Source organism: Aeromicrobium flavum, assembly GCF_007992115.1.
GTDB classification, from domain to species: Bacteria; Actinomycetota; Actinomycetes; order Propionibacteriales; family Nocardioidaceae; genus Aeromicrobium; species Aeromicrobium flavum.
Genome location: NZ_BJZQ01000009.1, coordinates 93,880 through 120,062, shown reverse-complemented (window position 1 = coordinate 120,062; position 26,183 = coordinate 93,880). Strand labels below are relative to the sequence as shown.

General features: G+C 70.5%; 29 protein-coding genes and 1 pseudogene. 13 read left to right on the top strand and 17 right to left on the bottom strand.

Annotated features, from left to right (window positions below):
* Positions 1 to 503: DUF1275 family protein (locus tag AFL01nite_RS10470; protein WP_146827622.1), on the top strand; the 503-nt coding region annotated here is incomplete at its 5' end.
* On the opposite strand, the gene AFL01nite_RS10465 is transcribed toward AFL01nite_RS10470, so the two are convergent.
* A complete protein-coding gene (locus AFL01nite_RS10465; protein WP_307724464.1) occupies positions 454 to 1,617 on the bottom strand; it encodes a DUF6544 family protein in 1,164 nt (387 codons plus the stop codon). The genes AFL01nite_RS10470 and AFL01nite_RS10465 overlap by 50 nt on opposite strands.
* A 126-nt stretch (positions 1,618 to 1,743) precedes the next feature.
* On the opposite strand from AFL01nite_RS10465, the gene AFL01nite_RS10460 reads away from it, so the two are divergent.
* The 3 genes from AFL01nite_RS10460 (at position 1,744) to AFL01nite_RS10450 (ending at position 3,204) form a co-directional block, all read left to right on the top strand.
* Positions 1,744 to 2,580 carry a sigma-70 family RNA polymerase sigma factor gene (locus AFL01nite_RS10460; RefSeq protein WP_186813905.1) on the top strand — a complete coding sequence of 279 codons (837 nt, stop codon included), beginning with the start codon at positions 1,744 to 1,746 and terminating at the stop codon, positions 2,578 to 2,580.
* A gap of 67 nt (positions 2,581 to 2,647) precedes the next feature.
* Positions 2,648 to 2,884 carry a hypothetical protein gene (locus AFL01nite_RS10455; protein WP_146827619.1) on the top strand — a complete coding sequence of 79 codons (237 nt, stop codon included), beginning with the start codon at positions 2,648 to 2,650 and terminating at the stop codon, positions 2,882 to 2,884.
* Positions 2,885 to 2,964: 80 nt separating this feature from the next.
* A complete protein-coding gene (locus tag AFL01nite_RS10450) occupies positions 2,965 to 3,204 on the top strand; it encodes a hypothetical protein (protein ID WP_146827618.1) in 240 nt (79 codons plus the stop codon).
* A 96-nt stretch (positions 3,205 to 3,300) separates the two neighbouring features.
* Here the strand turns inward: AFL01nite_RS10450 and AFL01nite_RS10445 are convergent, their stop codons facing one another.
* From AFL01nite_RS10445 to AFL01nite_RS10435, 3 genes and pseudogenes are all read right to left on the bottom strand, one after another.
* Entirely contained in the window at positions 3,301 to 4,176 is an 876-nt protein-coding gene (locus AFL01nite_RS10445; protein ID WP_246119678.1) for an alpha/beta hydrolase, read from the bottom strand.
* A 37-nt stretch (positions 4,177 to 4,213) separates the two neighbouring features.
* Positions 4,214 to 5,151 (bottom strand): annotated as a pseudogene (locus tag AFL01nite_RS10440) (carbon-nitrogen hydrolase family protein).
* 131 nt (positions 5,152 to 5,282) lie between these two features.
* Positions 5,283 to 6,302: an FAD-dependent monooxygenase gene (locus AFL01nite_RS10435; protein WP_146827617.1), complete on the bottom strand. Its 1,020-nt coding sequence runs from the start codon at positions 6,300 to 6,302 to the stop codon at positions 5,283 to 5,285.
* Positions 6,303 to 6,356: 54 nt separating this feature from the next.
* Between AFL01nite_RS10435 and AFL01nite_RS10430 the strand changes: the two genes are divergently transcribed.
* Positions 6,357 to 6,893, top strand: coding sequence for a TetR/AcrR family transcriptional regulator (locus AFL01nite_RS10430; RefSeq protein WP_146827616.1), 537 nt, complete (start codon positions 6,357 to 6,359; stop codon positions 6,891 to 6,893).
* Between the two features lie 48 nt (positions 6,894 to 6,941).
* Positions 6,942 to 7,997, top strand: coding sequence for a tocopherol cyclase family protein (locus AFL01nite_RS10425; protein WP_146827615.1), 1,056 nt, complete (start codon positions 6,942 to 6,944; stop codon positions 7,995 to 7,997).
* Between the two features lie 9 nt (positions 7,998 to 8,006).
* Here AFL01nite_RS10425 and AFL01nite_RS10420 read toward each other — a convergent pair whose 3' ends face one another.
* Both AFL01nite_RS10420 and AFL01nite_RS10415 read right to left on the bottom strand, forming a co-directional pair.
* Positions 8,007 to 8,603, bottom strand: coding sequence for a malonic semialdehyde reductase (locus AFL01nite_RS10420; RefSeq protein ID WP_146827614.1), 597 nt, complete (start codon positions 8,601 to 8,603; stop codon positions 8,007 to 8,009).
* A 57-nt stretch (positions 8,604 to 8,660) separates the two neighbouring features.
* Positions 8,661 to 9,323 carry a TetR/AcrR family transcriptional regulator gene (locus AFL01nite_RS10415; RefSeq protein ID WP_146827613.1) on the bottom strand — a complete coding sequence of 221 codons (663 nt, stop codon included), beginning with the start codon at positions 9,321 to 9,323 and terminating at the stop codon, positions 8,661 to 8,663.
* A 99-nt stretch (positions 9,324 to 9,422) separates the two neighbouring features.
* On the opposite strand from AFL01nite_RS10415, the gene AFL01nite_RS10410 reads away from it, so the two are divergent.
* From AFL01nite_RS10410 to AFL01nite_RS10400, 3 genes are read left to right on the top strand one after another with little or no spacing between them, the layout of a single operon-like run.
* A complete protein-coding gene (locus tag AFL01nite_RS10410) occupies positions 9,423 to 10,847 on the top strand; it encodes a flavin monoamine oxidase family protein (protein ID WP_146827612.1) in 1,425 nt (474 codons plus the stop codon).
* A 2-nt stretch (positions 10,848 to 10,849) separates the two neighbouring features.
* Positions 10,850 to 11,740, top strand: a complete 891-nt coding sequence (locus AFL01nite_RS10405) for a universal stress protein (protein ID WP_146827611.1) — start codon at positions 10,850 to 10,852, stop codon at positions 11,738 to 11,740.
* Positions 11,737 to 13,251: an APC family permease gene (locus AFL01nite_RS10400; RefSeq protein ID WP_146827610.1), complete on the top strand. Its 1,515-nt coding sequence runs from the start codon at positions 11,737 to 11,739 to the stop codon at positions 13,249 to 13,251. Before AFL01nite_RS10405 ends, AFL01nite_RS10400 begins: the two co-directional genes overlap by 4 nt.
* Here AFL01nite_RS10400 and AFL01nite_RS10395 read toward each other — a convergent pair.
* Complete coding sequence (locus AFL01nite_RS10395; RefSeq protein ID WP_146827609.1) at positions 13,235 to 13,540, bottom strand: DUF2277 domain-containing protein; 306 nt, start codon at positions 13,538 to 13,540, stop codon at positions 13,235 to 13,237. The genes AFL01nite_RS10400 and AFL01nite_RS10395 overlap by 17 nt on opposite strands.
* A gap of 114 nt (positions 13,541 to 13,654) precedes the next feature.
* Between AFL01nite_RS10395 and AFL01nite_RS10390 the strand changes: the two genes are divergently transcribed.
* Complete coding sequence (locus AFL01nite_RS10390; protein WP_146827608.1) at positions 13,655 to 13,939, top strand: TFIIB-type zinc ribbon-containing protein; 285 nt, start codon at positions 13,655 to 13,657, stop codon at positions 13,937 to 13,939.
* 10 nt (positions 13,940 to 13,949) lie between these two features.
* On the opposite strand, the gene AFL01nite_RS10385 is transcribed toward AFL01nite_RS10390, so the two are convergent.
* The gene (locus AFL01nite_RS10385) at positions 13,950 to 14,387 is read right to left on the bottom strand and encodes a VOC family protein (protein ID WP_146827607.1); all 438 of its coding nucleotides are present in this window, start codon (positions 14,385 to 14,387) and stop codon (positions 13,950 to 13,952) included.
* Between the two features lie 93 nt (positions 14,388 to 14,480).
* On the opposite strand from AFL01nite_RS10385, the gene AFL01nite_RS10380 reads away from it, so the two are divergent.
* The gene (locus tag AFL01nite_RS10380) at positions 14,481 to 14,855 is read left to right on the top strand and encodes a PaaI family thioesterase (RefSeq protein WP_146827606.1); all 375 of its coding nucleotides are present in this window, start codon (positions 14,481 to 14,483) and stop codon (positions 14,853 to 14,855) included.
* 27 nt (positions 14,856 to 14,882) lie between these two features.
* Here AFL01nite_RS10380 and AFL01nite_RS10375 read toward each other — a convergent pair whose 3' ends face one another.
* The 7 genes from AFL01nite_RS10375 to AFL01nite_RS10345 all read right to left on the bottom strand — a co-directional run bounded on the left by AFL01nite_RS10375 (position 14,883) and on the right by AFL01nite_RS10345 (position 20,995).
* Positions 14,883 to 15,296 (bottom strand): nitroreductase/quinone reductase family protein, encoded by a 414-nt coding sequence (locus AFL01nite_RS10375; RefSeq protein ID WP_146827605.1) that lies wholly within the window; start codon positions 15,294 to 15,296, stop codon positions 14,883 to 14,885.
* The gene (locus tag AFL01nite_RS10370) at positions 15,289 to 16,071 is read right to left on the bottom strand and encodes a PIG-L deacetylase family protein (protein ID WP_146827604.1); all 783 of its coding nucleotides are present in this window, start codon (positions 16,069 to 16,071) and stop codon (positions 15,289 to 15,291) included. Before AFL01nite_RS10370 ends, AFL01nite_RS10375 begins: the two co-directional genes overlap by 8 nt.
* Positions 16,072 to 16,115: 44 nt before the next feature.
* On the bottom strand, positions 16,116 to 16,763 hold the full coding sequence (locus AFL01nite_RS10365; protein ID WP_246119677.1) for a M23 family metallopeptidase: 648 nt from the start codon (positions 16,761 to 16,763) through the stop codon (positions 16,116 to 16,118).
* A complete protein-coding gene (locus AFL01nite_RS10360) occupies positions 16,760 to 17,662 on the bottom strand; it encodes an arginase family protein (RefSeq protein WP_146827603.1) in 903 nt (300 codons plus the stop codon). Before AFL01nite_RS10360 ends, AFL01nite_RS10365 begins: the two co-directional genes overlap by 4 nt.
* 47 nt (positions 17,663 to 17,709) lie before the next feature.
* Positions 17,710 to 18,093, bottom strand: a complete 384-nt coding sequence (locus tag AFL01nite_RS10355) for a nuclear transport factor 2 family protein (RefSeq protein ID WP_146827602.1) — start codon at positions 18,091 to 18,093, stop codon at positions 17,710 to 17,712.
* 70 nt (positions 18,094 to 18,163) lie between these two features.
* Entirely contained in the window at positions 18,164 to 20,404 is a 2,241-nt protein-coding gene (locus AFL01nite_RS10350; protein ID WP_146827601.1) for a carboxypeptidase-like regulatory domain-containing protein, read from the bottom strand.
* Between the two features lie 117 nt (positions 20,405 to 20,521).
* The gene (locus tag AFL01nite_RS10345) at positions 20,522 to 20,995 is read right to left on the bottom strand and encodes an SRPBCC family protein (RefSeq protein WP_146827600.1); all 474 of its coding nucleotides are present in this window, start codon (positions 20,993 to 20,995) and stop codon (positions 20,522 to 20,524) included.
* A 37-nt stretch (positions 20,996 to 21,032) separates the two neighbouring features.
* Between AFL01nite_RS10345 and AFL01nite_RS10340 the strand changes: the two genes are divergently transcribed.
* Complete coding sequence (locus AFL01nite_RS10340; RefSeq protein WP_146827599.1) at positions 21,033 to 21,947, top strand: pseudouridine synthase; 915 nt, start codon at positions 21,033 to 21,035, stop codon at positions 21,945 to 21,947.
* Here AFL01nite_RS10340 and AFL01nite_RS10335 read toward each other — a convergent pair.
* Both AFL01nite_RS10335 and AFL01nite_RS10330 read right to left on the bottom strand, forming a co-directional pair.
* Positions 21,941 to 23,362, bottom strand: coding sequence for a bifunctional cytidylyltransferase/SDR family oxidoreductase (locus AFL01nite_RS10335; RefSeq protein WP_146827598.1), 1,422 nt, complete (start codon positions 23,360 to 23,362; stop codon positions 21,941 to 21,943). The genes AFL01nite_RS10340 and AFL01nite_RS10335 overlap by 7 nt on opposite strands.
* 85 nt (positions 23,363 to 23,447) lie before the next feature.
* A complete protein-coding gene (locus tag AFL01nite_RS10330; protein WP_222593488.1) occupies positions 23,448 to 24,212 on the bottom strand; it encodes a siderophore-interacting protein in 765 nt (254 codons plus the stop codon).
* Positions 24,213 to 24,230: 18 nt separating this feature from the next.
* Between AFL01nite_RS10330 and AFL01nite_RS10325 the strand changes: the two genes are divergently transcribed.
* On the top strand, positions 24,231 to 26,183 hold the full coding sequence (locus tag AFL01nite_RS10325; protein ID WP_146827597.1) for a M13 family metallopeptidase: 1,953 nt from the start codon (positions 24,231 to 24,233) through the stop codon (positions 26,181 to 26,183).

The window sequence follows — 26,183 nt, the reverse complement described above, 5'->3', positions numbered from 1 at the left end:
CCCTGCCGGTACTCGGACCGGTGCTGGCTCTGGTGGGCTTCATGGCGGGTGCGGCCCTGGGCGGCCGGGTGCTCAGGAACGCGGTGCAGGGCTGGTCCGGCAGGACGACGTCCCTGCTGGGCGTGGTCGGCTTGGTGATCCTGGCGCTGGCGGTGCTGGTGCTGGTCGACGCGGAGCCGGAACGCCCGGTCGCCCTGACGATCACGTTCCTGCTGGGCGCGGCGATGGGACTGCAGGCGGCCACGGCGCGCTTCATCGGGGTCAAGGACGTGACCACCGTCGTCGTCACCTCGACCATCACCGGGCTGGCCGCGGACTCGGTCCTGGGCTCCGGAAAAGGCGGCGGCAGCGGACGCCGGATCGCGGCGGTCGTGCTCATCCTCGCCGGGGCGGCCGCCGGGGCCGCGCTCCTGAAGTGGCACCTCGGCGCCGGGCTGCTCGCCTCGGCGCTCATCACCCTCGTCGTGGTGGCGATGGGTGCGTCGACGGTGCGTCCACGGTGAGCGTCGGCGAGCCCAGGACCTCCTCCACCTCGAGCTCGATGTAGGTGAACCAGCCGTCGGGCGTGCGCCACCGCGCGGCACCCGAGGAGAGCACGCGACGTCCGTCCGCCTGCCGGTACGCCCGCAGCGGCGTCGACCACGGCTGCCGGACGAACGACTTCCCGTCGGGCGAGACCCGCGACCGGTCCTCGGAGACGAAGTCGACGAGGTCGTCGGTCTCGTCGAAGGTCAGCACCGCCGAGACCGTCTGGTCGCCGTTGGTGAAGACGCCGCGGACCCGCCGCTCCCCCAGGTCGGTCCACGTCACCGGCGCGTCCGGGATCGCGCCCGGCGCCAGGACGACCAGGTCGTTGAACACCGTGACGGTCTCGCCCAGGTCCATCTCGGGTCCGGACGCGTCGACGACGGTGATCATCGACATCACCTTGGCGCGCATCGTCGCCCTCACGTCGCAGTAGACGTGCAGCACCGTGACGGGCAGGCCGGAGCGGGTGGCGTCCATGAGGAACAGCCGCTGCGGGTTCGGTCCGAGGGTGCTGACCTGCCTGGCCCGGAACGGCATCCACGCGGCGTGGGGCGCGCTGCGGATCCGCCCGCTGAACCGCACCTGGAGACTCGTGGGTCGGGGCCGGCCGACGGCGCCCGACCTCCGGACGTACGCGGCGAGGGGTCCGGGCAGCGCGGCCAGGTCGGCCTCGGTCACCGGCCCCGGGTCGGGGTCGACCGTCGCCAGCGCCTCGCTCGCCCGTCGCTTCCACTGCGCCCGGAAGCTCGGCGGCCCGCGCAGCATGAACGAGTACAGCGCCACGTAGAGGATCAGCAGGTTCACCAGGGTCCCGGAGCCCGAGATGTCCCAGGAGGTCAGGATCGCGACCTGCGAGGTCACGGCCGCGGCGACCGCCAGGATCCACCACCAGGTCGGTGCCCCCAGGGCGGCGAGCAGGGCCGCGGCGAACAGCGCGATCGCGGCCGCCAGCCACAGGACGCCGAGCGCGTCGGACCGCTCGAGCGTCGGATCGTCGGTCCAGCCGAACCGCTCGGCGGCGCCCAGGAGGTGGATCAGGCCGTGGAGGGTCGCGATGGCGACCACGGCCCAGCGAAGAAGGTTCGTCATCACGATCACGCCCCTCGCTCCCACTGTGCACCCGCCGGGGTGCACGCGAAAGTCGACCACGCCGGTCACACCTCGCGCATCCCACGCGTCAGGGAGATGACCGATCAGGATGGAAGGGTGGACGCCGTGGACCAGACGGAGATCTTCGAGGCCGAGCGACCGCGCCTCGTGGCCATCGCGAGCCGCGTGCTGGGCGATCCGGCAGAAGCGCAGGACGTCGTGCAGCAGGCGTGGTTGCGCATGCACGGGACCGATGCCGAGATCGAGAACCTGCCGGGGTGGCTCACCACGGTGACGACCCGCCTGTGCCTCGACCGGCTGCGCTCGCGCACCCCGTTCCCGGTCGACGACCTCGACCCCGGCGAGACCGCCGACGACCCGGCGGACGACGTCGCCCTCGCCGACACGGTCGGCATCGCCCTGAGCGTGGTGCTTGACCGGCTCTCCCCGCGCGAGCGGGTGGCGTTCGTCCTGCACGACAGCTTCGGGTTCGAGTTCCCGACCATCGCGGCCGTCCTCGACACCACGCCCGTCGCGGCGCGGAAGCTGGCGTCGCGGGCACGGGCGAAGGTGAGCCAGTCGCAGCCCCGGGACGCGCTCGCCGACTGGGAGGTGGTGGACGCCTTCATGGCCGCGGCCCGGGGCGGCGAGTTCGACCGGCTGCTGCGGTTGCTGGCGCCCGATGCCGCGGTCTCGGCCGACGACGCCGCGATCCTGGCAGGCACTCCGAGTCGGATCGAGGGTCAGGGTGAGGTCGCCGCGTTCTTCAACGGCAGCGCCCACGCCGCCCTGCCCGTGTTCGTCGGCGACCGCCCGGCCAGCGCGTGGTTCCACCGCGGCGCGGCCCGGGTCGTCCTCGACTTCGCGGTCGAGGACGGTCTCGTCCGCGGCATCACCTTCCGCGCCGCGCCGGAGGTGCTCGCGCACGTCGTCCGCCGCGACGGCGACGAGCAGCGCCCCTGAGCCGGTCACACCTCGTGCGCCCCGTTCGTCAACAGATCAGAAGCATCCACGCCCGAAGGAGAGAACGATGAAGACCATGACCTGCCGCCAGCTCGGAGGACCCTGCGACCTGGCCCACCGCGGCGAGACGGCCGATGCCGTCATCAAGTCCCAGGACCAGCACCTGAAGGCCGCCGAGAAGGCCGGCGACGCCACCCACCAGGAGGCCCGCGACGCCATGAAGGGCCGCTGGCGCCACCCCAAGAAGTCGCTCGGTTGGTACAACGACACGAAGAAGGCGTTCGCCGCCCTGCCCGAGGACTGACCCGCCCGCCAAGCCCCCGCTCCCGCTACACATCCCGCGTCCGCTGGGCTCATCTTTCGGGGGCCTGCCAGCATGGGGCCATGGCTGAGCAGGTCCCCGCGGTGGGCAACATCCTGAGCTACATCGAGCGACGTGACTGGGCGCGCCTCGAGCAGGCGATGGCGCCCCACGTCCACTGGACCACCGCGGTCGAGGAGGACCTGTTCGGGCCGGCCGAGGTCATCGCCAGCCTGCGCGTCGACCCCGTCCCCGGCCCGCCCGCCTTCCACGAGGTCGGCGAGGACGGGCGGCTCGTCCGCTGGGTCGACAAGATGGGCTGAGCCGAGTGCTGGACCGGGCCGGGCGATTCTTCGAATCCGGAGCCATATGAGGGCTGGTCTGGGAGAGCTGCCCCCGGGCCACGAGGGGACGTCACGTCACCGAAGCGGGTAAAATCCCCGTCTCGCTCGGATGCTGCTCAGCCGACCCGGCGCGCCAGCCGGAGTACGGCGTCGGCCACCCGGGGACCGAACATGACGGGGTCGTTGTGGTCGGCGCGGGCGATGACGACGCGCTCGGCCAGCGACGGCGCCTCGTCCGCGACGCGGGCGCTGAGCGCGGTCGGCACCACCGAGTCGCGGTCGCCGTAGATCACGGTGGACCGGCACGTCGCTCGTGGCCAGGTGCTCCACCACGGGGAACCGGTCGCGCAGCAGCAGGCGGACGGGCAGCCACGGGTAGTGGTGGGCGCCGACGTCCGCCAGCGCGGTGAACGGCGAGCGGAGCACGACGCCGGCCGGCGGGTGCCGCGCCTGGAGCGCCGCGACGACGCCGGAGCCGATCGACTCGCCGAAGTACAGGGTGCGCCCGGGCGGGTACCCCAGCTCCTCGAGCGCCCTCACGGCCGCGTCCGCGTCGGTGCCCAGCCCCTCCTCCCCCGGCCGGCCCGGATTGCCGCCGTAGCCGCGGTAGTCCATCAGCAGCACGGCGAGTCCGCGCCGGCTCAGCTCGCGGGCGAGGTCGGCCCGACCGGCGCGGTTGCCGCCGTTGCCCGGTGCGACCAGGACCGCCATCCCGGTGTCGGACCGGGCGGTCGCCGGCACGAACCACGCGCCGAGGTCCAGCCCGTCGGCGGTCTGGAGGGTGACGTCACGAGCGCCGGGCAGGGCCTCCACGGCGGGCGGCACGGGTGCCGCGTCCGGGTAGTAGATCAGCCGGCGTTGCAGCGCCCACAGCATGGCCATCACCGTCCCCACGGTCAGCAGGACCACGAGCAGACCACGGACGAACGTCCTGCGGGTCGGGCTGGTCATCCCTCATGGTCACCGGCGCGCAAGCCCGCGGCAAGCCTCAGCCGATCGTCGTGACCGCAGGCCGCGGCCTGGTGTCGACGCTCAGCTGGAAGACGTCGGGCCGGTGGTAGTGCCCGACCGGGTCGAACAACCGGCGCATCTCCGCGACGGTGGACAGATCGATCTCGGCGGTGAGGATGCCCTCCGCATGGCGCAGCGGCCCCGCGACGATCTGGCCGTTCGGGTCGCAGATCACCGTGTTCCCGGGCTCGATCCAGTCCCCGTCGTCCGGACCGGGCTCCGGAGCGATGCGTTCGCGGTCGGGGAGGCCGTCGGGGATCTGATCGCGCCGGAGGACCGGGTTCACGCCGACCACCCACAGCCGGCCCTCGCGGGCGATGTGCCGCATCGTGGCGACCCACCCGTCGCCGCGAGCCAGCGTCGGCGCGAGCCACACCTCGACCCCCTGGGCATAGAGATGGAAGCGTGCGAGCGGCATGTAGTTTCCCAGCAGATGAGTCCCCCGAGCCGGCCCAGCGCCGTGGGCACCGCCTCGAGCGTCGAGCCGTCACCCTGGCCCCAGACCGTGCGCTCGGAGCCGGTCGGCACGAGCTTGCGGTGCTTGGACAGCAGCCGTCCGTCGGGGCCGAAGTACAGGACGGTGTTGTAGACGGTGGTGCCGTGCGGCTCGCGCTCCTGCACCCCGATGACGAGGTGGACCCCGTGGGAGCGAGCGGCCCTCCCGAGTCGTTCGGTGGTCGGCCCGGGCACGACCACCGACTGGTCGACGAGGCGGGCGTACCAAGGCCCGTCGCCGTCCCAGACGGGCACGCTGTCGATCCACAAGGGAGTGCCCGGGATGAACGCCTCGGGAAAGACCACCAGCGCGGCGCCCTGACCGGCGGCCTCGGCCGTCAGCGTCTCGACGCGGGCGACGGTGGCGTCCCGGTCGAGCAACACGTACGCCGCCTGCACGGCGGCCACGACGAAGGCCATGGCTCCTCCTCGGGTCTGCGTCGGCCTCGGCGGCCGCGTCCATCCCTCCACTCTCGCCGTCCGTGACGATCTTGACCAGCAGTGATCCGGACGGGGTCGCAGATATGGATTGCGCCCGGAGCTGCGCGGCGTCAGCCCACCCTCCCGGCCACCTGCACGAGCGCTCGTCCGGCCCGGGGTGACAGCGCGATCCGCCGTGCCATCGCTGCGGCCGCCCGAGTGCGCTGCCCGGCGCGCAACCGTTGCTTCTCGTACCGGCGGACGCCCTCCGTCCCGTGCTCGTTGAGGGCCTCCCCCAGGACGATCGCGTCGACCATCGCCTCGCAGGCGCCTCTCCCCAGGTTGGGCGACATCGCGTGCGCCGCGTCGCCGACCAGCACGTACCGGTCCTTCACCAGCTCCCGCGGACGGCGGGACTCGAGGATCGTGTTGACCACGGTGTGCTCCGGATCGGCGGCCGCGAGGGTCGCGCGGACAGGCTCGGGAAAGCCGGCGAAGGCGCCGCGGGTCCAGGCCAGCGCCTCGGCGGGCGACTCCTCGCCGCGGCGCGCCGAGGCGTACCAGTTCGTGCCGATGCCGTGCGGCATCGGATTGGGCGCGACGCCGAAGAGCATCCCGTCGCCCCAGTACTCGCGCATCTGGTCGAGGGGTATGCCGGGCGGCGTCTCCAACGCGCCGCGGATCGCCACGACGCCCGTGTCCCGTGGCTCGTCGCCCCAGACCTGACGACGCACGGCGCTGCGGGCCCCGTCGGCGGCCACGACGAGGTCGCCGTCCAGGGTGGTCGCGTCGTCGACGCGCCGGTGCTCGCGCCGGAAGGTCGTGGGAACCGCCTCGTCCAGCAGCTCGAGCAGCGCCGGGCGGGTGATCAGCCAGGTGCCGGGGTCCTGCTTGGTCATGGTCACCGGGCGTCCCGCGCTGTCGGCACCGATCAGCCCGGAGTTCAGCAGCAGGCCGCGCTCCCGCAGTGCATCGGCGAGCGTGATCCGCTCGAGCGCCTCGAGCGCGAACGGCCAGATGCCGAACGCCGTCGGAACCCTGCTGTAGCCGGGATGCCGCTCGATGATCGTCACGTCGTACGCGGCCGGATCCAGGGTCGCTGCCAGCGTGAGCCCGGCGACTCCACCGCCGACGATGGTGATCAAGGACATGATTTTGACGGTACAACTACATCTGTAGTAATACAACACCTGTAGTCTGCTCGCGTGCCCACCCGCTCCGAACTCGTCGCGGACGCCGCCGTGACCGTGCTCGCGCGCGACGGGCTGCGCGGCCTCACCCACCGAGCCGTCGACACCGAGGCCGGACTTCCCCCCGGCAGCACGTCCAACTGCTTCCGGAGCCGCTCCGCGCTCCTCATGGCGATCGTGGACCGGCTCGAGCAGCTGGACCTGGCCGCCCTCGACCCCGGACAGCCGGACGCCACCTCCGTGCCGACGGTCGCGCGATCCCTGGCCGAGAGCGTCGGCTCCATGGCCTCCCCCCGCCACGTGCGTGCGACCCGCGCCCGGATGGCGCTGCTCCTCGACGAGACGGCCGGCCCGGCCATGGCCGCGGGACACCGCCGCTTCCTCGACCTGCTCGAGGCACTGCTCGCGCAGGCGGGTCACGCCGACCCCGCCCCGGCCGCGCGCGCGGTCTCCGACCTGCTGGAAGGCGCCCTGCTCCACGCCGCCTCCGTCCCTGCGCGCACCGTCGACGTCGACGCGCTGACGGATGCGGTCGAGCGCCTGCTGCGCTGAGCCTCCTGCACCCGGGCGACAGCGTCCCTCCTCTGCCATAGTGCGGAAATGACCTCGCCCTTGCGCCGCGCCGTCGACTCCGTCCGCCACGCGTACCGGGGCAGTGGCGCCGATCGCCCGTTCGGCGACCCGCTGCCGGCCCACGGCGTCGCGATGGAGGGCTACTTCTGGCGGTTCACCGACCCGGCGACCGGCCGGGTCGTGATCGCCCTCGACGGGATCAACCGCGCGGACGACGGCAGGTGGTCGACGCTCGGTGTCGCGGCTCACCCGAGCGGCTTCCTGCGCACCACTGTGCACCCCGCCGGGCACGCCGACGAGACCCGGTTCGGCGTCACCTCCGGCTCCGCGTTCGTCGGCACCTCGGACACCCTGCACGTCGACCTCGGTGCCGATGCCCGGATCGACGTCGAGGTCCGGGACGCGGTGCCGTGGCCGCGTCGCAGCGTCGGTGGCTCGAGCGTCTTCCAGTCCGTGCCTGCGCTGAACCAGTACTGGCACCCGTGGCTGCTAGGCGGCTCCGCGCACGGCCGGGCGGTCGTCGGGAACGAGACGTGGGACCTCGACGGCTGGTCGGTCTACGGCGAGAAGAACTGGGGCAAGGGCGGGTTCCCCGACTCCTGGTGGTGGGGTCAGGCCCAGGGTTTCGCCGACCCGTCGGTGTGCGTCGCGTTCGCCGGGGGCGAGGTCACGGCGGGGCCGCTGCGCACCACGGTGACGGCGCTGGTCGTGCTGCTGCCGGGCGGGCGGCTCGTCCGGCTGGGCGACCCCGTCGTGTCACCGGTGCACGCCGACGTCACGGACGAGCGGTGGTCCCTGCGCGGCCGCAGCGCCCGGTGGAGCATCGAGGTCGAGGGAGCCGGCAGCCTCGCCAGCGCCCACGTCCTGCCGGTGCCCCTCCCTCGCGAGCGCCGCAACGTGCCCGGCGCGATCGAGCACCTCGGCGCCTCCATGCACGTCACCGTGCGCCGTCGAGGCACGGTCGTGTGGGAGGGCGAGTCGAACGTCGCCGCGCTGGAGCACGGCGGAATCGACCGTGCCCGCGCCGAGGTGACTCGACGCGGGCACGGGACGCACGCGGTGGACGCTCCCCCGCAGGGGTAGCGGCCGGGCTCAGAGGGTGGTGACGACCTGCTCGTGCTCGAGGCGCGGCAGGCGGTCGAACCACGCGTTCTCGGCGGGTCGGCCGATGTTGACCACGACCATGGACTTCAAGCCGGTGCCGGCGAGGAGGTCATCGTCGAGGCCCTCGGCGTCGAAGCCCGTCATCGGCCCGGCGGCCAGGCCGGCGGCGCGGACGCCCAGGATGAAGTAGCCGATCTGCAGCCCGGAGTTGAGGCGAGCCATCGCCTCGCGCGCCTCGGCGTCGGGGAACCAGTCCTTGGCGCCCTCGGCGATCGGGAAGACCTGCGGCAGGTGCTCGTTGAAGTTCGTGTCGGCGGCGAGGACGGCCACCAGCGGGGCGGAGCCGGTCTTGTCGCGGTTGCCGTCGGCCATGTGCTTGAGCAGGCGCGCGCGGGCGTCGTCGCTGCGGACGAGGATGACGCGCAGCGGCTGGCTGTTCATCGCGGTGGGGCCGTACTTGACGAGGTCCTGGATCGCCTCGACCTGCGCCTCGGTGACGGGCTCGTCCGTGAAGGAGTTCGCCGTGCGCGCCTCGCGGAACAGCAGGTTCTGGGCTTCGGCAGACAGGTGCAGGAGATCGCTCATGGTTGCTTCAACGCCACAACAGCCCCACCGGCATCCCGATGACGTGGGTGCGACTGCTCACACCCGACTGGCGAGCAAGCCCGCGACCATGGCCTGCAGCCCGACGGCGAAGGCGGCGTCGGCGTTGTCCGCACCCGTCGCCCGCTGGGCGGCCAGGGCGTCCTCGAACCGGGGCACGGTCCCGGCATGCTCACCGGGATCGAAGATGTCCGCGGGCGCCGTCGCGTCGAGGGCGGACCCGAAGATGAACGACTCCAGCGCGACGATCGCGGGAACGATCGACTCCGGTGGCCAGCCCGCACGCACGAATCCCCCGGTGACGGCCTCGTACATCTCCAGCAGGCGCGGCGAGTCCGAGACCGGCAGCACCGCGATGAGCGGGATCAACGGGGCGTGGTCGGCGAAGACGTCCCGGTAGGTGTGCGCCCAGCGCACGAGGGCCTCGTCGAGCGGATGCGTGGCGAACCACGAATGATCGACGTCGTCCATCACGATCTCCTGCACCCACTGCAGCAGCTCCTGCTTGGAGCCCACGTGGTTGTACAGGGCCGACGGCGAGACGCCGAGCGACGATGCGACGGCCGACATCGTGAGCTTGGAGTAGCCCTGGTCGGTCACGAGATCCAGCGCGGCCCGGGCGATGAGGGCGCGGTCGAGCACGCCCGACGCCGGCCGTCCGGCGCGACGCCGGGTCGGCGGAACGGGAGCGGGATGACTCACGAGGTCTCCTGAGGGCTGGCGTGACGTGCGTCTCGTGGACTACTATCGCATCCGAGCAGTAAATGAACGACATTCATTTAATCCCAGGAAGCAGACACCATGCGAGTTCTCGATCGTGACGTCGTCGTCATCGGAGCCGGCCCGTCGGGCCTCACCGCCGCCTACGAGTTGCGCAAGGCCGGCAAGACGGTGGCCGTCCTCGAGGCGCGCGACCGCGTCGGCGGCCGCACCTGGAGCCAGACCATGGACGGCGCGACCATCGAGATCGGCGGTCAGTGGATCTCCCCCGACCAGACCGGCCTCTACTCGCTGATCGAGGAGCTGGGCCTCGAGACGTTCGAGCGCCACAAGGACGGCGCGTCCGTGTACATCGCCGAGGACGGCTCCCGCACCGTCTACACCGGCGACGACTTCCCCGTCTCGGACGCCACGAACGCCGAGATGGACAAGATCATCGCGGCGATGGACGAACTGGCGGCCCAGGTCGACCCGGACGCCCCGTGGGAGCACCCGCGGGCCGCCGAGCTCGACCGGATCTCGTTCCACGACTGGCTGCGCACCATCACGCAGGACGAGGTCGCCTGCACCAACGTCGCGCCGTTCATCGCCGGCGGCATGCTGACCAAGCCGGCCTACGCCTTCTCGGCGCTCCAGGCGCTGCTGATGGCGGCCTCCGCAGGGTCGTTCTCGAACCTCGTCGACGAGGACTTCATCCTCGACCGGCGCATCGTCGGCACCATGCAGGGCGTGTCGCTCGCCGTGGCCGAGCGCCTCGGCGACGACGTGTTCCTGAACAACCCCGTGCTGCGGCTCGAGTGGTCGGACGAGGGCGTCGTCGCCCACGGGTCGGACGTGACGGTCCATGCGAAGAAGGTCGTCATCGCGGTCCCGCCGAACCTCTACTCGCGCATCTCGTACGACCCGCCGCTCCCGCGCCGCCAGCACGTGACGCACCAGCACCAGTCGATGGGCCTCGTCATCAAGATCCACGCCGTCTACGCGAGCCCGTTCTGGCGCGAGGAGGGCCTCTCCGGCACCGGCTTCGCGCCGTCGAACGTCGTGCACGAGGTCTACGACAACACGTACCACGGCGAGTCCACGGGCACGATCGTCGGCTTCATCTCCGACGAGCACGCCGACGCGATGTTCGACCTGGCGCCCGAGAAGCGCAAGGCCGTCGTGCTGCAGGACATCGCGGCGTTCCTGGGCGACCGGGCGCTCGAGCCGGTCGTCTACTACGAGTCGGACTTCGCCGCCGAGGAGTGGACCCGCGGCGCCTACGCCACCAGCTACGACCTGGGCGGGCTGCACCGCTTCGGCCCCGACCAGAACAAGAACGTCGGCCCGATCCACTTCTCGTCCTCCGACCTGGCCGGCGAGGGCTACCAGCACGTCGACGGCGCGGTCCGGATGGGACGCCGGAACGCGGCGCGGATCGTCGCTGCACTGGACGGCACCGAGCCCGACCCCGACTACGACGGCGTCGTCTCGCCGTTCGGCACGCTGAACCTGCAGGACGCCTGACCATGCGCTGCCTCGTCGGGTACACCGCTGACGGCCGCGGAGCCGAGGCCATCGCGCTGGCGGCCGCGCTGGGAGGCCCCGGGGCCCACCTGGACCTGGCCATCGTCCTGCCGGAGCACACCCCGTTCTCAGCGGTGTACCCCGGCGGCGACCACGGGTACTCGTCGATCCTCGCCGAGACGGTCGCCGCGTGGGCGGACGAGGCCCTCGCGCTGGTCCCGGACGGGCTCACGGCCCGAGTGCTGGCCCGGGCGGTCTCCTCCCCCGCCGAGGGACTCATCGCGTTGGCGCAGGAGACCGGCGCCCAGGTGATCGTCCTGGGCGGGCGCAAGCGCCACGTCGCGGGCTTCTTCGCCCCCGGCTCGGTCGCCAGCGCCCTCCTGCACTCGTCGCCCGTCCCCGTCGCGATGGGCTCCCCCGAGGCCGTCGCCTCGCTCGAGGCGGCCGCGGGTCGACTCAGCCGTGTCACGGTGCTCGTCGGCAACCGGGCGGGGCACAAGGCGGTGGTCCGCGCCGGCGCCGAGGCCGCCGCGGCCCAGGACCTGCCGCTGCGGGTCGTCTCGCTGCTCGCCCAGGACGACCTGCCCAGCGGCTGGGCCCTGCACCAGGCGGTGGAGTCGACGCAAGCGGCGGTGGCCGGCCTCGTCACCGAGCTCGGCATCGACGCCGACGTCACGGTGGCGTCGGGCGGCAGCCTCGACGAGGCGATCAGCGACCTCGCGTGGCTGCCGGGCGAGGTCGCCGTCGTCGGCTCGAGCCGGCTCGCTCGCAAGCGTCGGCTGTTCCTCGGCCCCACCGCCCAGCGGATGCTGCGCACCCTGCCGGTTCCCCTGGTGGTCGTGCCCAAGAGCTACAAGCCCGCATCGGCTCGGAACGAAGGAACCCCGACATGAGTGTTCGAGCAGATCGTCCGGCCGTGCCCGAGTCCGGCTTGAGCGAGAAGGGCCTCAGCAAGGGCACCGTCGGGGTCCTCGGCGCGGTCGTCATCGGCATCTCCTGCATCGCCCCGGCGTACACGCTCACCGCCGCGCTCGGCCCCACGGTGGCCGAGGTCGGCACCCAACTCCCGGCCGTCTTCATCGCCGGGTTCCTGCCGATGCTCCTGGTCGCCCTCGGCTATCGCGAGCTGAACCGCGCGATGCCCGACTCCGGCACCTCGTTCACGTGGGCCACGCGCGCCTTCGGGCCGTGGATCGGCTGGATGGGCGGCTGGGGCCTCGTCGCCGCGACCATCATCGTGCTGTCGAACCTGGCCGCGGTCGCCGTCGACTTCTTCTACCTGCTGATCGCCCAGATGACGGGCAACGACGGGATCGCCGACCTCACCACCAACCTGTGGGTGAACATCCCCACCACGCTGGTGTTCCTCGGCGTCGCGTGCTGGATCTCCTACCGCGGCATGGAGGCCACCAAGTCCTTCCAGTACGTCCTCGTGACGTTCCAGCTCGTCGTCCTGACCTGGTTCGCGGTCTCGGCGTTCTTCCACGTGAACAACGGCACGGCCTTCGACGCCACCCCGGTCTCGCTCGACTGGTTCAACCCGCTGGAGGTCTCGTCGTTCAGCGCCTTCGCCGCCGGCATCTCCCTGTCGATCTTCATCTTCTGGGGCTGGGACGTCACGCTGACCATGAACGAGGAGACGACGAACCCCGAGAAGGTCCCGGGGCGCGCGGCGACGCTGACCGTCCTGGTCATCATGGGGATCTACATGATCTGCTCGCTGGCGGTCATCGCGTACGCCGGCGTGGGCACGACCGGACTCGGCGCGGGCAACCCCGACAACCAGGAGTCGATGTTCGCCGTCCTGGCCGAGCCGATCATGGGACCCTTCGCGATCCTGATGTCGCTGGCGATCCTGTCGTCCTCGGCCGCCTCGCTGCAGTCGACGCTGGTCTCGCCGGCTCGCACGATGCTGGCCATGAGCTACTACAAGGCGCTGCCGCCGAGCCTGTCGAGGATCTCGCCCCGCTTCATGTCGCCGTCGGTGGCCACCATCGTCGCCGGCGCGGTCTCGGGGGCGTTCTACGTGGTCACGCGGCTGTTGAGCGAGAACGCCCTGTGGGACACGATCACCGCGCTCGGCCTGATGATCTGCTTCTACTACGGCGTCACCGCACTGGCCTGCGTCTGGTACTTCCGGCGCGAGGCGTTCTCCTCGGTGCGCAGCTTCCTCCTCAAGCTGCTGGCGCCACTCGTGGGCGGCGTGATCCTGATCGTGATGCTGGTCAGCACCGCGCGCGACTCGATGGACCCCGACTACGGATCCGGCTCGAGCGTCGCGGGCGTGGGCACCGTCTTCATCCTCGGCGTCGGGGTGCTGCTGCTCGGCGCCGTCATCATGGTCGTGATGCGCGTCCGCCACCCCGGCTTCTTCAAGGGAGAGACGATCAAGCGCCTGCGGTAGCGGCGGTGCGGTTGCGGACCTCGCGCTCCATCCGCTTCTCGTGCCGCTCGCGGCCCTTGACGGCCTCCTGTTCGCGGCTCTTCGGCGGCGCCTTCGTGACGAGGTCGTCGAGCAGGTGGCGGGTGGCGTGGGCGATCTCGTCGACGGCCCGGTCGAACGCCTCGGCGTTGGCCTGCGACGGCCGGGTCGACCCGCTGACCTTCCGCACGAACTGCAGCGCCGCCTCGCGCACCTCGTCGTCGGTGGTGGCGGGCTCGAAGTTGTGGAGCACCCGGATGTTTCTGCACATGCTCCGACGGTAAGCCTCCGCACGCCTCCCGTCACCGGGAGTGCGGTGATCAGAAGGATCGGGTTGGCGTGGGTCCTACGCTGGGCGCAACCATCCCGGCCCAGGAGGATCCCCATGAAGTGCCCGAACGACGCGACGACCCTGGTGATGAGTGAGCGCTCCGGCGTGGAGATCGACTACTGCCCCGAGTGCCGTGGCGTGTGGCTCGACCGAGGTGAGCTCGACAAGATCCTCGAGCGCGCCGAGGCCGAGGTGTCCCGCTCGGTCGCTCACCCGGCAGCGCCGGTCCGCGACACGCGCCCGTCCTACGACGACCGCGACCGCCGCTACGACGATCGCGACCGCGACCGGTACCGCAGCAAGAAGAAGAGCCACTGGCTGGGCGAGCTCTTCGACTGAGGTCCCCTCGTCAGCCCTTCTGGAGCTCCTCGGCGAGCATGACGATGATGCCGCTGGGACCGCGCACGTAGGTGAGCCGGTAGATGTCCTCGTAGGTCGCGACGCCCCGCAGCGGGTGGCACCCGTGCCGCGCGGCGATCTCGAGCGCCGCGTCGATGTCGTCCACCGAGAACGCCACCCGGTGCATGCCGATCTCGTTCGGCTGGGTCGGCTCGGTCTCGATCGCCTCGGGGTGGAGGTACTCGAACAGCTCCAGCCGGCCGTGCCCGTCCGGCGTCTGCAGCATCGCGATCTTGGCGTGGTTGCCGTCGAGCCCGACGGCCGTGTCGGTCCACTCCCCCTGGACTTCGTCGCGTCCGAGCACGGTGAGTCCCAGGTCGGTGAAGAACGCGATCGTGGCCTCGAGGTCGCGCACCGCGATCGCGACGTTCTCCAGCTTGATGGGCATGCGTTTCACGCTAGTGCCGGATCGCGCCGAGGTCACCACTCACGATGTCTGTCGCGGGCGCATCGGCACGGTGCCCGTGGGTACAGACCCCAGGTGACTGACACCGACCACAACTTCCTCACGACCATCGGGGCCCCACTCCCCCAGGCCGACGACGGGCACGCGACGTTGACGATGGATGCCGACGACCGGCACCTCAACGACGCCGGCACCGTTCACGGCGGACTGCTCGCCACCTTGGTCGACACGACGATGGGGGCGGCCATCCTCAGCGTCGTGGACGACGAGACGCCCGCCACCAGTCAGCTCACCGTGACCTACCTCCGCCCCGGCAAGCCGGGTCCGCTCACCGTCACGGCCACCGTGCGCAAGCGCGGCGACCGGCTCACCATCTGCGAGGCCGAGGTGAAGCAGGACGGGAAGTCACTCGTGCACGCGCTCGCCACCTTCGCGCTGAAGGAGAACTGACGACGCCGTTCGGCGCCACCTCGCGAGCTACGCCGTGAGGTCGATGCGGATGGTGAGCAGGTTCGTCCCGAGGGCACGGACCGCAGCGCTGTTGACGCCCCGAAGCGCTCGCAGTCGTGCCTGAGGGTCGTCGTCCGGCAGCACGTGCGCGATGCCGTCGCGCCACCGACCCCGCATCCGCACGCGGACCTTCGGCTGAGCCACCAGGTTCTTGACGTACTGCGAGCGGAGCCCGTGCTCGGAGACCAGCCAGAACGAATCGCCGACCAGCTGGCCACCCACGGGATTGCGGCGGGGCTGGCCAGTCTTGCGACCGGTGACCTCGAGCAGGACGGGAGCTCCGGGGACGCGCCCTGCGATCAGCTTCACGACCGGGTTCGCCACGTACTTCTGGAAGACGTCGACGACGGCCTTCTTGCGACTCGTCCGCGCCTCAGTCATCGAGGCCGCCCAGCTCCATCGCCTCGCGGGCGATGGGCGGCGGCGCATGGAAGTCGAAGGCCCGGAACAGCACGGCGTGGTCGACTCCCATCCGGCGCCCCTGCATGGCGGTGATGCCCGTGATCATCGGACGAACCGGCGGGTGCCCCTCGATCCCGGCCAGGTACTGCTCGTGGGCCTCGAGTGAGGCGATCCCCCGCTCCAGCGGGTCGCCGGTGACGTCCACACCGTGGGTCGGTCGCGAGTCGCCCGACACGAGGAGCCACCGCGGCGACCATGGCTCCAGGCCCTCCCGGAGCAGCTCGGGAAAGACCCACCGGTTCCCGGCGTCGCGCAGCGCATCCAGCGCGGCCAGGCCTGCGACGCGGTGGTCGGCCTGGTTCAGCCCGGCCACGAACTCGATCTCCCACGAGCCCACCACCACCGCGTCGGGCCGGAAGCGCCGGATCGCCATGGCGATGTCGCGCCGCATCGCCAAGGAGTACTCCAGCACCCCGTCCGGGTAGTCGAGGAAGTCCACCTGCGAGACGCCGACGGCCTGAGAGCCCGCGATCTGCTCGCGCTGACGCAGCTCGGCGGTCTCCGTCGGGTGCACGGCGTCCATGCCGGCCTCGCCTCGGGTCAACAGCAGGTAGGCGACGTCCACGCCCTCGCTCGTCCATCGCGCCACGGCCGACGACGTGCCGTACTCGACGTCGTCCGGGTGGGCCACGACGCACAGCACGCGCTCGAACGCGCCGTCGGGGAACGGCGGCAACAGCTCATCAGCGCCCATCCTCGGAGGGTACGCCCGGAACCGGCTGGGACGACAGGGCGAACTCAGATCGTGACGATCTCCGACTCCCCCGGCAGCCTCGCCCCGCCGGGCTCCCGGAAGGCGATCGGCAGTCCCCGCGTCCGCTGCCAGTCGGTGCTGTCCGTCGCCTGGACGTGCACGTGCGGCCGCGTGCTGTTCCCGGAGTTGCCGCAGGCGCCGACCACCGTCCCGATCCCGACCACGTCGCCGACAGGGACCGACACCGAGCCCTCGCGCAGGTGGGCCAGCAGCACGAACGCACCGCCGTCCTCGACCTCGATCACCACGTGGTTCCCGGCGATCGCGGGAGGGCCGCTGCGGATCCGCCTCGCCTGTCCCAGGGCGTACGGCACGAGCGTCAGTTGCGACCGTCGGGCCTCATGGTCCGGCTCACCGTCGTGGGCGACGACCACGCGCCCGGCACACGGCGCGAGGATCGGTCGACCGAAGCCGGCGAACGACTCGGGCGGCTCCGTCGCCAACGCGGTCCGCCAGCTCCACGGGGCCGAGCGGCCACGCTCGTCGACCGGGACGAAGTCGATGGCGTAGGTCGTGCCCATCAGGTGCGTCCCGTGGCTCGGCACGCGCCGCGCGGGACTGTTGCGTGCCAGCCACCGCCCGGAGAACGGATAGTCGAGCACCAACGGCTGGTCCTGACGGTGCGGCCTCACGGCAACGAGGGCGTCACGTCGCGGACGAGGTCGACGATGCGGCGGGCATCACCGCGCGACGGGTCGAGCTCGGGGTCGTAGATCGCCACGCTCCAGCCCAGGCACCCGCCCTCACCGACCGCCGCGACCAGCAGCCGGGTGAGCTGGCGCCAGGTCAGGCCGTTCGGCTCGTTCTCACCACCCGGCACCCCCTGCGCGCCGAACTCCTCGGGGTCGAGGACGTCGAGGTCCACGTGCAGCCACCACCGATCCACGTACTCCGGCAGGTGGCGCACGGCCTCGCGGGCGGACTCCTCGGGCGCTTCGGCAGCCCGGCGCCAGTCGCGGAGGAACACGCCCCGCTCACCGAGGGACCCAACGTTGAACTGCCGGCGCCAGGTCTCGTCCCGTGGCCCCACGGCGAGTTCGTGATCGGCGAGCACGCCCACGCGGTCCGCCAGCGGACCGGCCAGCAGGCGTCCCGTCAGCCCGAGAAGCAGTCCGATCTCCGTGTTCGCGGCCTCCCCGTCCTCGGAGACGTCCAACGGCATCGTGTCCTCGTGGCCGTCGACGAAGAGCAGGCCGACCGGTCCGTCCTCCCGCAGCGCCGGAATCGTGCCGAGGAGGGTGGTGCAGTCGCCGCCGTGCACGAGCGGGAACCGGTCGGAGCTGACGCTACGAACCACCGCATGCCCGAGCGCCTCGGCCATCGCCTCGAGCGCCGCTTCGTTGATCAGCGACGTCGTCCGCCCCCGTTGCGGATCTGGCGCAGGGAGCTCGAGGTCGCCGAGGTCCGTCACGTCACGGTTCGTGAGGGCCGCGGCCAGGCCCGCCTCCCGCAGCACGCGCGAGGCCGCGGACTGGTGTCCAGTCCGGCCGTACCCGTCGAACGGCACCCCGATGAGGTCGACGCCCTTCATCGTCCGATCTTCGCTCGGAAGGGACCGTCAGACCACCCTCAGCCCGGTCAGGCCTCCGGGACGGAGCCGTGGAAGTGACTGATCTTCCAGGTGTCGCCCACGTGCAGCAGCCACAGCGAGAGCCGGAAGTCCGATCGCTCAGGGCCGTCCCCGGCGTCGGTCTCGACCTCGCCCGAGGCGGCCACCAACAGCTGGTCACCGTCATGGTGGATGACCGACCAGCGGTCGAGGAACCAGCGGACCGACCCCGCCTCCACCACCAGCCGCAGGTAGTCGCCCACCTCGTCGGGCTCGAAGTTCGCTCGCGCCGTGCCAAACAGCACCGCCTCGTCGGCGAACAGGTCGGTCAGAGCTGCGAGGTCGCGGGCGGCGACGCCTGCCTCCAGGCGGTCCAGCACGTCCCTGGCGATGGCCACTCCATCGCTCGTCATGCCCTGAGACTAGGAGTCAGAGCGAGTCGAGGACGAACCGATCCTCGCGTGCCCACCCGCACGGCGATGCCTACCTGATCCTGATCTTCAAGGATTTCGCGCCAGGTTTGACGAGCGAGTTACCGGAGTAGCGAACCTTGTACGTTCGCTTGCCCTTCTTCTGCCGGGTGATCCCAAGCTTGGCCTTGCCGTTCTTCACCTTCACGGTTCGGAGCTTCTTGCCCTTGAGGTAGATCGTGACCTTGCCGTCGATCTTCGAGGCCCGAACACCCGCAGCGCGGATCGTCACCGCGACCGTCGCCTTCTTCCTGCCGGCTTTTGCCTTGACCTTGAGGGTCGCGGCCTTCTTCGCTGCGGGCTTGACCTTGACCTCGGCGCTCCTCACCGGACCGACTTGAGGCGATCGCGCCTTCGCCCACAGGTATTCACTCTCGGTAGCCACCGCCTCGACCGAGATTCTGCTGCCCATGTCCGCGGCCGTCAGCTTGTAGGACGAGCCGTGCCCGACAACCCGTCCGTCACGCAACCATCCCAAGTCAACTGAGGCTTCCGGGACATTCCACGACCCGTTGGTCGCTCTCAAGGTCTCCCCAATCACCGGCTGCCCTGCGATCTTGGGCGGGACTTCGTTCACCAGCGCGTTGGGGACTGACAGCTCGCCGTCCTTGCCCCATTCAATCTGGAGGTCGGCCTTCGTCGCCGTTCCCAACGTGAAGTGGACCGCTCCCAGCAGTTCACCCGCGTAGGCGCTGAGTCGATAGGTTCCTGGACCTAGGTCGTCCAAGCGGAAGTTCGCCGTTCGAGGACCGCTCCCGTAGAGGTGGGGTTCTTTCCACGCGAGCAGTTCACGGGTGCCGTCAACCATGTAGTTGAACGGCCATTCGTTGTGGTTCAGCCACCGCGATTCGCCGTCGACCGTCACCTTCCGCTCCAAGACCGCGCTCATCTCGGGAGTTCGAGCGAAATCCTCGTCATTGAGCGGGCTACCGCCCGGCCCCACGATCGACACATCGACCGATCCTGAGGGCACGAAGTCCAACCGTTGTCCGGCGTTGGTCTCTCCAGCCTTCACGACAAATGGTGCTGAGTACGTCTTCGCGCGGTTCCCGGATTGGCCCACCAGGACATAAGTGCCAGCTGAGAGCCCGGAGACCTTGAACGTGGAACCGGAAACCGTCGCCCGACGCACATCCCCAACGGCCCATTCCAGTCCGCCGCCAGTCTCGCTCCAAGTGGGTGAGAGCCTCTGGGCAACGACAGTGGGAACCCACTCCACGCCGGTGATGGTTCCCGACGCCTCCGCCCCACGCGCCAAGGGAACATCCACTCCAGCTACCACTTGTCCGTGCGACAAAGTGATCTCCGACGAATACGACATCGCGGCGAAGTTCCGATTGCTCGTTCCGACGGCAAGGTAGTACGTCCCTGCGGTCAAACCCGTGAGACTAAAGCTCGTCTCTTCGCCGTAAAGGAATGCCTTGTTCTCGCAGCCTTGCCCGACCTCGTCGACAAGGCAGACGAAAAGATGATTCCTGTCCAGCCATTCGTCAGGTCCTAAGCCCCCCTCAGTCGAGTCGAGCTTCTCCGGCGCAACGATCGATCCCTGGAGACTCGCGCCAACCACCAGGTTGACGTCGAATCCGGTCTTGACCTCTCCGAGGCTTAGCGTGAATTCGCGAGAAACGGTCTTGGCGTAGCCGCGAACGGGAGCGACGACCACCCGATACGTGCCGGTCCGGACCCCTTCGAACGAATAAGCGCCGCGCGCGGAGTCGTGGAGCGATGTTGAGGCTTCGGCGATCCAGACTCCTCCCCGCCCCAGGCGCTCAATCGACACCGACAACCACAACCCGGAATGTTCCGAAAGCGGTCGGCCGTCAGGCATCTTGACAGCACCAGCGACCCTGATCTCCCAGTCCAAAGCAGTGTCCACGCCGGTCACGACTCGCCCTGGCGTGAGGGTTACCGCGGGCGACTTCCATTCGACTCCGGCGCCCGCCGAATCGCCGTTCACCCGGACCTCGACGCGATACGTCCCCGCCTCAAGGTTCCTGAACATGTACCGCCCTTCGCTGTCGAAGGACGGCACGGTTTCGACCAGACCCCACACCGTCCCGCCGGCCACGGTTGTCCCGCGCCTCAACGTGATGGACGCGTCAGCGCTGGTGAGCGGCTTCCCGTTCGGCGCCAGGACCACGCCCGAGATGCTTCCCGTGTCCGCGGCCTGGGCGGGTGTCAGGCCGGTCAGTCCAAGGAGAAGTGCGGTCGCGGCGAGAAGCGCGACAAGGGTTCGACCGGACGTTCGGATCATGTGGAGTTCTTTCCCGAGACACAGACCCCTTGCAGGCGCGCGAAGCCGGTTCCACGGTATCCCGCGAGCGGCCGAGCCCTCGGCGAAACGGTGAATTCATCCCCGCAGGGAGGAACCTCAGAGCGAGTCGAGGACGACCGGATCCTCACACGCCCGCGCCCAAGCGGCGATCCGCGCGCGGATCTCGCGGCCCAGCAGCCACTTGCCGATCGGCTCGGCGACGAACTTCAGCCACGACGGGCGCACCGAGTACGTGTACTTCCACACCGCGCGTGTGCCCTCGCGACCGTCGCGGACGTCGGGCACGAATCGCCAGCCGCCGCCGAACGAGGCGAAGAACCACGGCCCCTTCACCATCGTCATGCCGACGGACGTCGGCGGCCGGTACGAGACGTACTCCGACACCATCCGCGGCCCCACGCGGGCGCGCGTGTGCGTGCGCACACCCTTCGCCGGCACGTCGGCGTCGATCAGGTGCTGCTCCCGGATGAACGGGTCCCACCGCATCCGGATCTCGCCGGTGGTCTGCGAGACGGCGAACGCGGTGTCGGGCGGGACGGGCACCCACGCTTCCACCGTGACTTGAGGCATGGCGCCACGCTATCGGTGCGGCGCCTAAACTCGGGCGATGCCGCCTCGTTCCCCGCTGCCGCCGCGCCACGGCCTGCAGTCGGCGTGGCTGCGCACCCCCGACCGGGATCCCCAGGGCCCGCCGTGGCCGACCATGAGCGCGTGGCTCGAGCACGAGATGGCCGTCCACGCCGACGTCCACCGGATGCTCGCCGACGAGCGCTTCGTCTACGACGACCTGTCCCCCGTGCGCGTCGACGACCCCTACGCGCCACACACCTTCGTCTGGTTCCACCGCGACCTGCGCGACGAGGTCGAGGTGCCCGGCGAGATCCACCTGCTGCACCGCGACGAGCGCATCATCGTCGTCGACAAGCCTCCGTTCCTCTCGACGATCCCTCGCGGCAAGCACGTCCTCCAGAGCGTCGTCGTGCGCCTGCGCGCCGAGCTCGACCTGCCCGAGCTCACACCCCTGCACCGGCTCGACCGCGTCACCTCCGGTGTCCTCCTGCTGGCCACCGAGCGTCGCTGGCGTGGGCCGTACCAGACGCTGTTCGAGCATCGGCGGGTCAGCAAGACCTACCGGGCCCTCGCCCCGTGGCAGGAAGCGCTCGAGTCACCCGTCGTCGTCCGCAACCACCTGCGCAAGGACCGTGGAGCCCTCCGCGCCGAGGTCGTCCCCGACGCGCCGGTCAACGCCGAGACCCGCATCGAGATGGTGACGCGCGTCGGCGACCTGGCGGTCTACGAGCTGCACCCCAGGACCGGCCGCACGCACCAGCTGCGCATGCACCTTGCCGGGCTCGGCGCACCGATCGTCGGCGACCCGCTCTACCCCGACGTCACCGACGTCTCGATCGACGACTTCTCACATCCGCTCCAGCTGCTCGCGAGCGAGCTGGCCTTCACTGATCCCGTGGACGGCTCCGAGCGCAGGTTCGTCAGCGACCGGAGCTTCCCGCTGGGTCAGTGACCCCCGCCGATGGCCGCGGGGCCACCCTCGCGACGGATGTCGATGACGTGGCCGGTCATGTCGGCGAGCAGCACGTCGAGCGAGCGGCGCGCCACCTCCTCCGACGACAGCAGCGTGCCCTCGGGCTCCTCGCCGAAGGCCTTCGTGCGCATCGGGGTGCCGGTGCGCTCGGGATTGACGCAGTTGACCCGCACCTGACCGGCCCACTCGTCGGCCAGCGCTTGGGTCAGGTTGACCGTCGCGGCCTTCGCCGACGAGTACAGCGAGTAGCCCTTGCGGCCGCGCGTGTACGACGACGACGTGAACAGCAGCAGCGAGCCGTTCGACTCGGCCAGCAGCGGCCGGAACTCCTGCGCGATGAAGATCGGCGCGAGGTAGTTGATCTCGGTGGCCGACCAGATGGTCTCCTCCGACGTGTCGGCGAGGTCGCCGATCGGCAGGATGCCGGCCGTGTTCACGACGTAGTCGACCTTGCCGGCCTTCGCCACGACCTCGCGCGCGGCCTCGGCCACGTCCTCGCGACGGTCGACGTGCGTGCCGGTGGACGAGCGCGAGAACGCGTGCACGTGCGCGCCGTACGACTCGGCCAGCTTCGCGATGTCGCCACCGATCCCGTACGAGCCGCCGAACACGACCATGGTCTTGCCCTCGAGCGCGGCGCGGTACTGGTCGTCGTCGAGCGCCTCCGGCTCCTCGGCGGACGCCAGCTGGAACAGCTTGTCGGCGATGTAGACGTCGATCGGCTCGGTGACCTTCATGTTCCGCTCGTGACCCTGCACGACCGCGATCGGCACGTCGGGGCGGTAGCGCAGCACCACGGTGCAGTCGTCGGTCGCGGTGAAGTCGGGGTCCTGCCACGCCTTCTCGTACGCGTCGCGGATCACCGAGGCGCGGAAGGCCTGCGGGGTCTGGCCGCGGCGCAGCAGGTCGCGGCGCAGCACGTCCGAGATCGTGTCGAGGTCTCCCCCGCGCTCGTCGTGCACCTGCACCACCGTGTCGGCCGACGGGATCGCGGTGTCGACGGCCTCGTAGGTGCCGAGCGCCTCGACGACGTCGGTGATGATCTTCTGCGACACCAGCGGGCGCACCGCGTCGTGGAAGAGCACGTTGCACTCGTCCTCGCCGAGCGCCTTCAGCGCCAGGCTCGTGGTCTCGTTGCGCGTCGCGCCGCCCTCGAGTACCTGCGTGACCTTCGGATACGCGCCGTCGCGGACGATCGCGTGCACCGGATCGAGGTACCCCGGCGTCATCAGGATGATGATCTCGTCGACCGCCTCGGCCGCCTGGAACACGGAGATCGTGTGCTCGAGGATCGTCTTGCCGGCGATCTTGATGAGCTGCTTGGGGATGGCCAACCCGACCCGGGTGCCGGTTCCGCCGGCGAGGATCACGGCGACGTTGCGCAATTCGGTCACCCGCCGAGGTTACCCGTCCCTCCGGCACCGCTGAGTTGCACGTATCGCCCGCGACACGCCGCTTCGAGATGGCCGAACGTGCAACTCAGCGGGACGGGCGGATGACCGCGTCCTGCTGCTGGCGCTTCCAGTCGCGGAAGCCCTCCTCGGTCACGCCGCAGCGCCAATAGGCCGAGACCGAGATGTCGCCGCGGGCCACGCGGCCGTCCATCAGGTACGGGCGCACCGTCTTCAACAGCGCCGACTCCCCGTGCACGAACGCCTGCACGCGACCCGCGGGCCACGTCCACGAGCGCACCGCCTGGTCGAGCAGCGCCGTCGAGCCCGGCGCCACGCCGTCGCGGTGCAGCCAGTGGACGGTGAGGTCGCCCGCGGTCGGCAGGTCGATCTCGTGCCCCGGACCGTCGACCTCGAGGAACGCGGTCGCCTTCGCTCCGGACTCGAGCACGGCGACCGAGGCGGCGATCGCCGGCAGCGCCGATTCGTCGCCCACGAAGAGCTGGTGGTCGGCCGTCGGATCGGGGCGGTAGGCGCCGCCGGGTCCGACGAATCGCAGCGTGTCGCCCGGCTTCGCCGACGCTGCCCACGGTCCGGCGAGGCCCTCGGTGCCGTGGGTGACGAAGTCGATCGCCAGCTCGCGGGCCTCGGCGTCGACCCAGCGCACCGTGTAGGTCCGCTTGACCTCGCCGTCGGCCGTGTCGAAGACGAGCTTCACGTACGTGTCGGTCGAGTCGAGGTGGTGCGCGAGGTACTCGTCGAACGCCGGTCCGCCCAGAACCACCCGCCGGAGCCGAGGGGCCAGATCCTCCGTGCGGAGGACGGTCAATTGAACCTCGGTCTTCTGAGCCACGCTGTGTAGCCTAACCGCGTGAGCAACGGCCTCGATCCCACGACCTTCGACCCGCAGATCCGTCCCCAGGACGACCTGTTCCGCCACGTGAACGGACCGTGGCTGCAGTCCGCCCCGATCAAGCCCGATCGGGCGACGGCCGGCGGGTTCATCGACCTGGTCGACGAGGCCGAGGAGCTCGTCCGCACGATCGTCGAGCGCTGCGCCGACGAGCCCGAGGGCGACGAGGAGCGCAAGATCGGCGACCTCTACACGAGCTTCATGGACACCGAGCGCATCGAGCGGCTCGGCGCCACGCCCCTGGCCGACGACCTCGCCCGCATCGACGCGATCGACTCGGTGCCCGCACTCGTCCGCACGATCGGCGAGCTGGAGCGCTCCGGCGTCAACAGCATCGCCGGCCTCTACATCGCGCCCGACCGCGGCAACCCCGACCGCTACGTCACGCACGTCGTCCAGGCCGGCATCAGCCTCCCCGACGAGTCGTACTACCGCGAGGACCAGTTCGCGCCCATCCGCGACGCCTACCGCGATCACGTCGGCACCATGCTCGACCTCGCCGGCTTCGACGACCGCGGCACGCGCGCCGACCGCGTCCTCGACCTCGAGACCCGCATCGCGTCGCACCACTGGGACCGCGTCGCCAGCCGCGACGCCCAGAAGACCTACAACCTGAAGTCCTTCGACGAGCTCAGCGCCCTGGTGCCCGCGTTCGACTGGAAGGCGTGGGCCGCGGCCGCCGACATCGACGAGGCCGTCCTGGCCGAGGCCGTCGTGTCGCAGCCGTCCTACCTCGAGGGCATGCAGACGCTGCTCACCGACGACCTCCTCCCCGCGTGGCAGGACTGGTTGCGCTGGCAGCTCGTCCACGCGGCCGCCCCCTACCTCTCGGACGAGTTCGTCACCGCCAACTTCGACTTCTACGGCAAGACGCTGCAGGGCACCGACGAGCTGCGTCCCCGCTGGAAGCGCGGCATCGGCTTCGTCGAGGGCTCGATGGGCGAGGCCGTGGGCAAGATCTACGTCCGCACCGAGTACCCGGCCGAGGCCAAGGCCCGCATGGAGGAGCTCATCGCCAACCTCCTGGAGGCCTACCGGATCAGCATCCGCGAGCTGTCGTGGATGAGCGACGAGACCAAGCAGCGCGCGCTGGCCAAGCTCGACTCCTTCACCCCGAAGATCGGGCACCCCGAGAACTTCCGGGACTACTCCGCCCTCGAGACCGATCCCGCCGACCTGGTCGGCAACGCCCGCCGCGCGCAGTCGGTCGCGATGGACCGCGAGCTGGCCAAGATCGGCCAGCCGATCGACCGCGACGAGTGGTACATGACCCCGCAGACGGTCAACGCCTACTACAACCCGACGATGAACGAGATCGTCTTCCCGGCCGCCATCCTCCAGCCGCCGTTCTTCGACGCGCAGGCCGACGACGCCGTCAACTACGGCGCGATCGGGTCGGTCATCGGCCACGAGATCGGCCACGGCTTCGACGACCAGGGCTCGCAGTACGACGGCACCGGCGCGCTCAGCAACTGGTGGACCGACGACGACCGCGCCGCGTTCGACGCCCTCGCCGCGAAGATCATCGGCCAGTACGACGACCTCAGCCCTGAGAACGCCGACGGCCAGACGGTCAACGGCGCGCTCACGATCGGCGAGAACATCGGCGATCTCGGTGGACTCGGCATCGCCCATCTGGCGTTCAAGCTCGCCCAGCAGGACAAGCCCGCGGAGACGATCGACGGACTCTCCCCCGACCAGCGCTTCTTCCTGGCGTGGGCGCGGGCCTGGCAGGGCAAGGTGCGTCCGGCCGAGACCATCCGCCGTCTCACCGTCGACCCGCACTCGCCGCCGGAGTTCCGCTGCAACCAGGTCGTGCGCAACATCGACGCGTTCTACGAGGCGTTCGGCGTCGCCGAGCAGGACGAGCTGTGGCTCGATCCCGCCGAGCGTGTGACGATCTGGGCCTGA

Bases quoted from the DNA above. Each gene is read 5' to 3' on its own strand.
- AFL01nite_RS10465 (WP_307724464.1), bottom strand. From the start codon at position 1,617: ATGACGAACCTTCTTCGCTGGGCCGTGGTCGCCATCGCGACCCTCCAC.
- AFL01nite_RS10455 (WP_146827619.1), top strand. From the start codon at position 2,648: ATGAAGACCATGACCTGCCGCCAGCTCGGAGGACCCTGCGACCTGGCC.
- AFL01nite_RS10450 (WP_146827618.1), top strand. From the start codon at position 2,965: ATGGCTGAGCAGGTCCCCGCGGTGGGCAACATCCTGAGCTACATCGAG.
- AFL01nite_RS10445 (WP_246119678.1), bottom strand. From the start codon at position 4,176: ATGACCAGCCCGACCCGCAGGACGTTCGTCCGTGGTCTGCTCGTGGTC.
- AFL01nite_RS10435 (WP_146827617.1), bottom strand. From the start codon at position 6,302: ATGTCCTTGATCACCATCGTCGGCGGTGGAGTCGCCGGGCTCACGCTG.
- AFL01nite_RS10425 (WP_146827615.1), top strand. From the start codon at position 6,942: ATGACCTCGCCCTTGCGCCGCGCCGTCGACTCCGTCCGCCACGCGTAC.
- AFL01nite_RS10420 (WP_146827614.1), bottom strand. From the start codon at position 8,603: ATGAGCGATCTCCTGCACCTGTCTGCCGAAGCCCAGAACCTGCTGTTC.
- AFL01nite_RS10410 (WP_146827612.1), top strand. From the start codon at position 9,423: ATGCGAGTTCTCGATCGTGACGTCGTCGTCATCGGAGCCGGCCCGTCG.
- AFL01nite_RS10405 (WP_146827611.1), top strand. From the start codon at position 10,850: ATGCGCTGCCTCGTCGGGTACACCGCTGACGGCCGCGGAGCCGAGGCC.
- AFL01nite_RS10400 (WP_146827610.1), top strand. From the start codon at position 11,737: ATGAGTGTTCGAGCAGATCGTCCGGCCGTGCCCGAGTCCGGCTTGAGC.
- AFL01nite_RS10395 (WP_146827609.1), bottom strand. From the start codon at position 13,540: ATGTGCAGAAACATCCGGGTGCTCCACAACTTCGAGCCCGCCACCACC.
- AFL01nite_RS10390 (WP_146827608.1), top strand. From the start codon at position 13,655: ATGAAGTGCCCGAACGACGCGACGACCCTGGTGATGAGTGAGCGCTCC.
- AFL01nite_RS10385 (WP_146827607.1), bottom strand. From the start codon at position 14,387: ATGCCCATCAAGCTGGAGAACGTCGCGATCGCGGTGCGCGACCTCGAG.
- AFL01nite_RS10375 (WP_146827605.1), bottom strand. From the start codon at position 15,296: ATGACTGAGGCGCGGACGAGTCGCAAGAAGGCCGTCGTCGACGTCTTC.
- AFL01nite_RS10370 (WP_146827604.1), bottom strand. From the start codon at position 16,071: ATGGGCGCTGATGAGCTGTTGCCGCCGTTCCCCGACGGCGCGTTCGAG.
- AFL01nite_RS10360 (WP_146827603.1), bottom strand. From the start codon at position 17,662: ATGAAGGGCGTCGACCTCATCGGGGTGCCGTTCGACGGGTACGGCCGG.
- AFL01nite_RS10355 (WP_146827602.1), bottom strand. From the start codon at position 18,093: ATGACGAGCGATGGAGTGGCCATCGCCAGGGACGTGCTGGACCGCCTG.
- AFL01nite_RS10350 (WP_146827601.1), bottom strand. From the start codon at position 20,404: ATGATCCGAACGTCCGGTCGAACCCTTGTCGCGCTTCTCGCCGCGACC.
- AFL01nite_RS10345 (WP_146827600.1), bottom strand. From the start codon at position 20,995: ATGCCTCAAGTCACGGTGGAAGCGTGGGTGCCCGTCCCGCCCGACACC.
- AFL01nite_RS10340 (WP_146827599.1), top strand. From the start codon at position 21,033: ATGCCGCCTCGTTCCCCGCTGCCGCCGCGCCACGGCCTGCAGTCGGCG.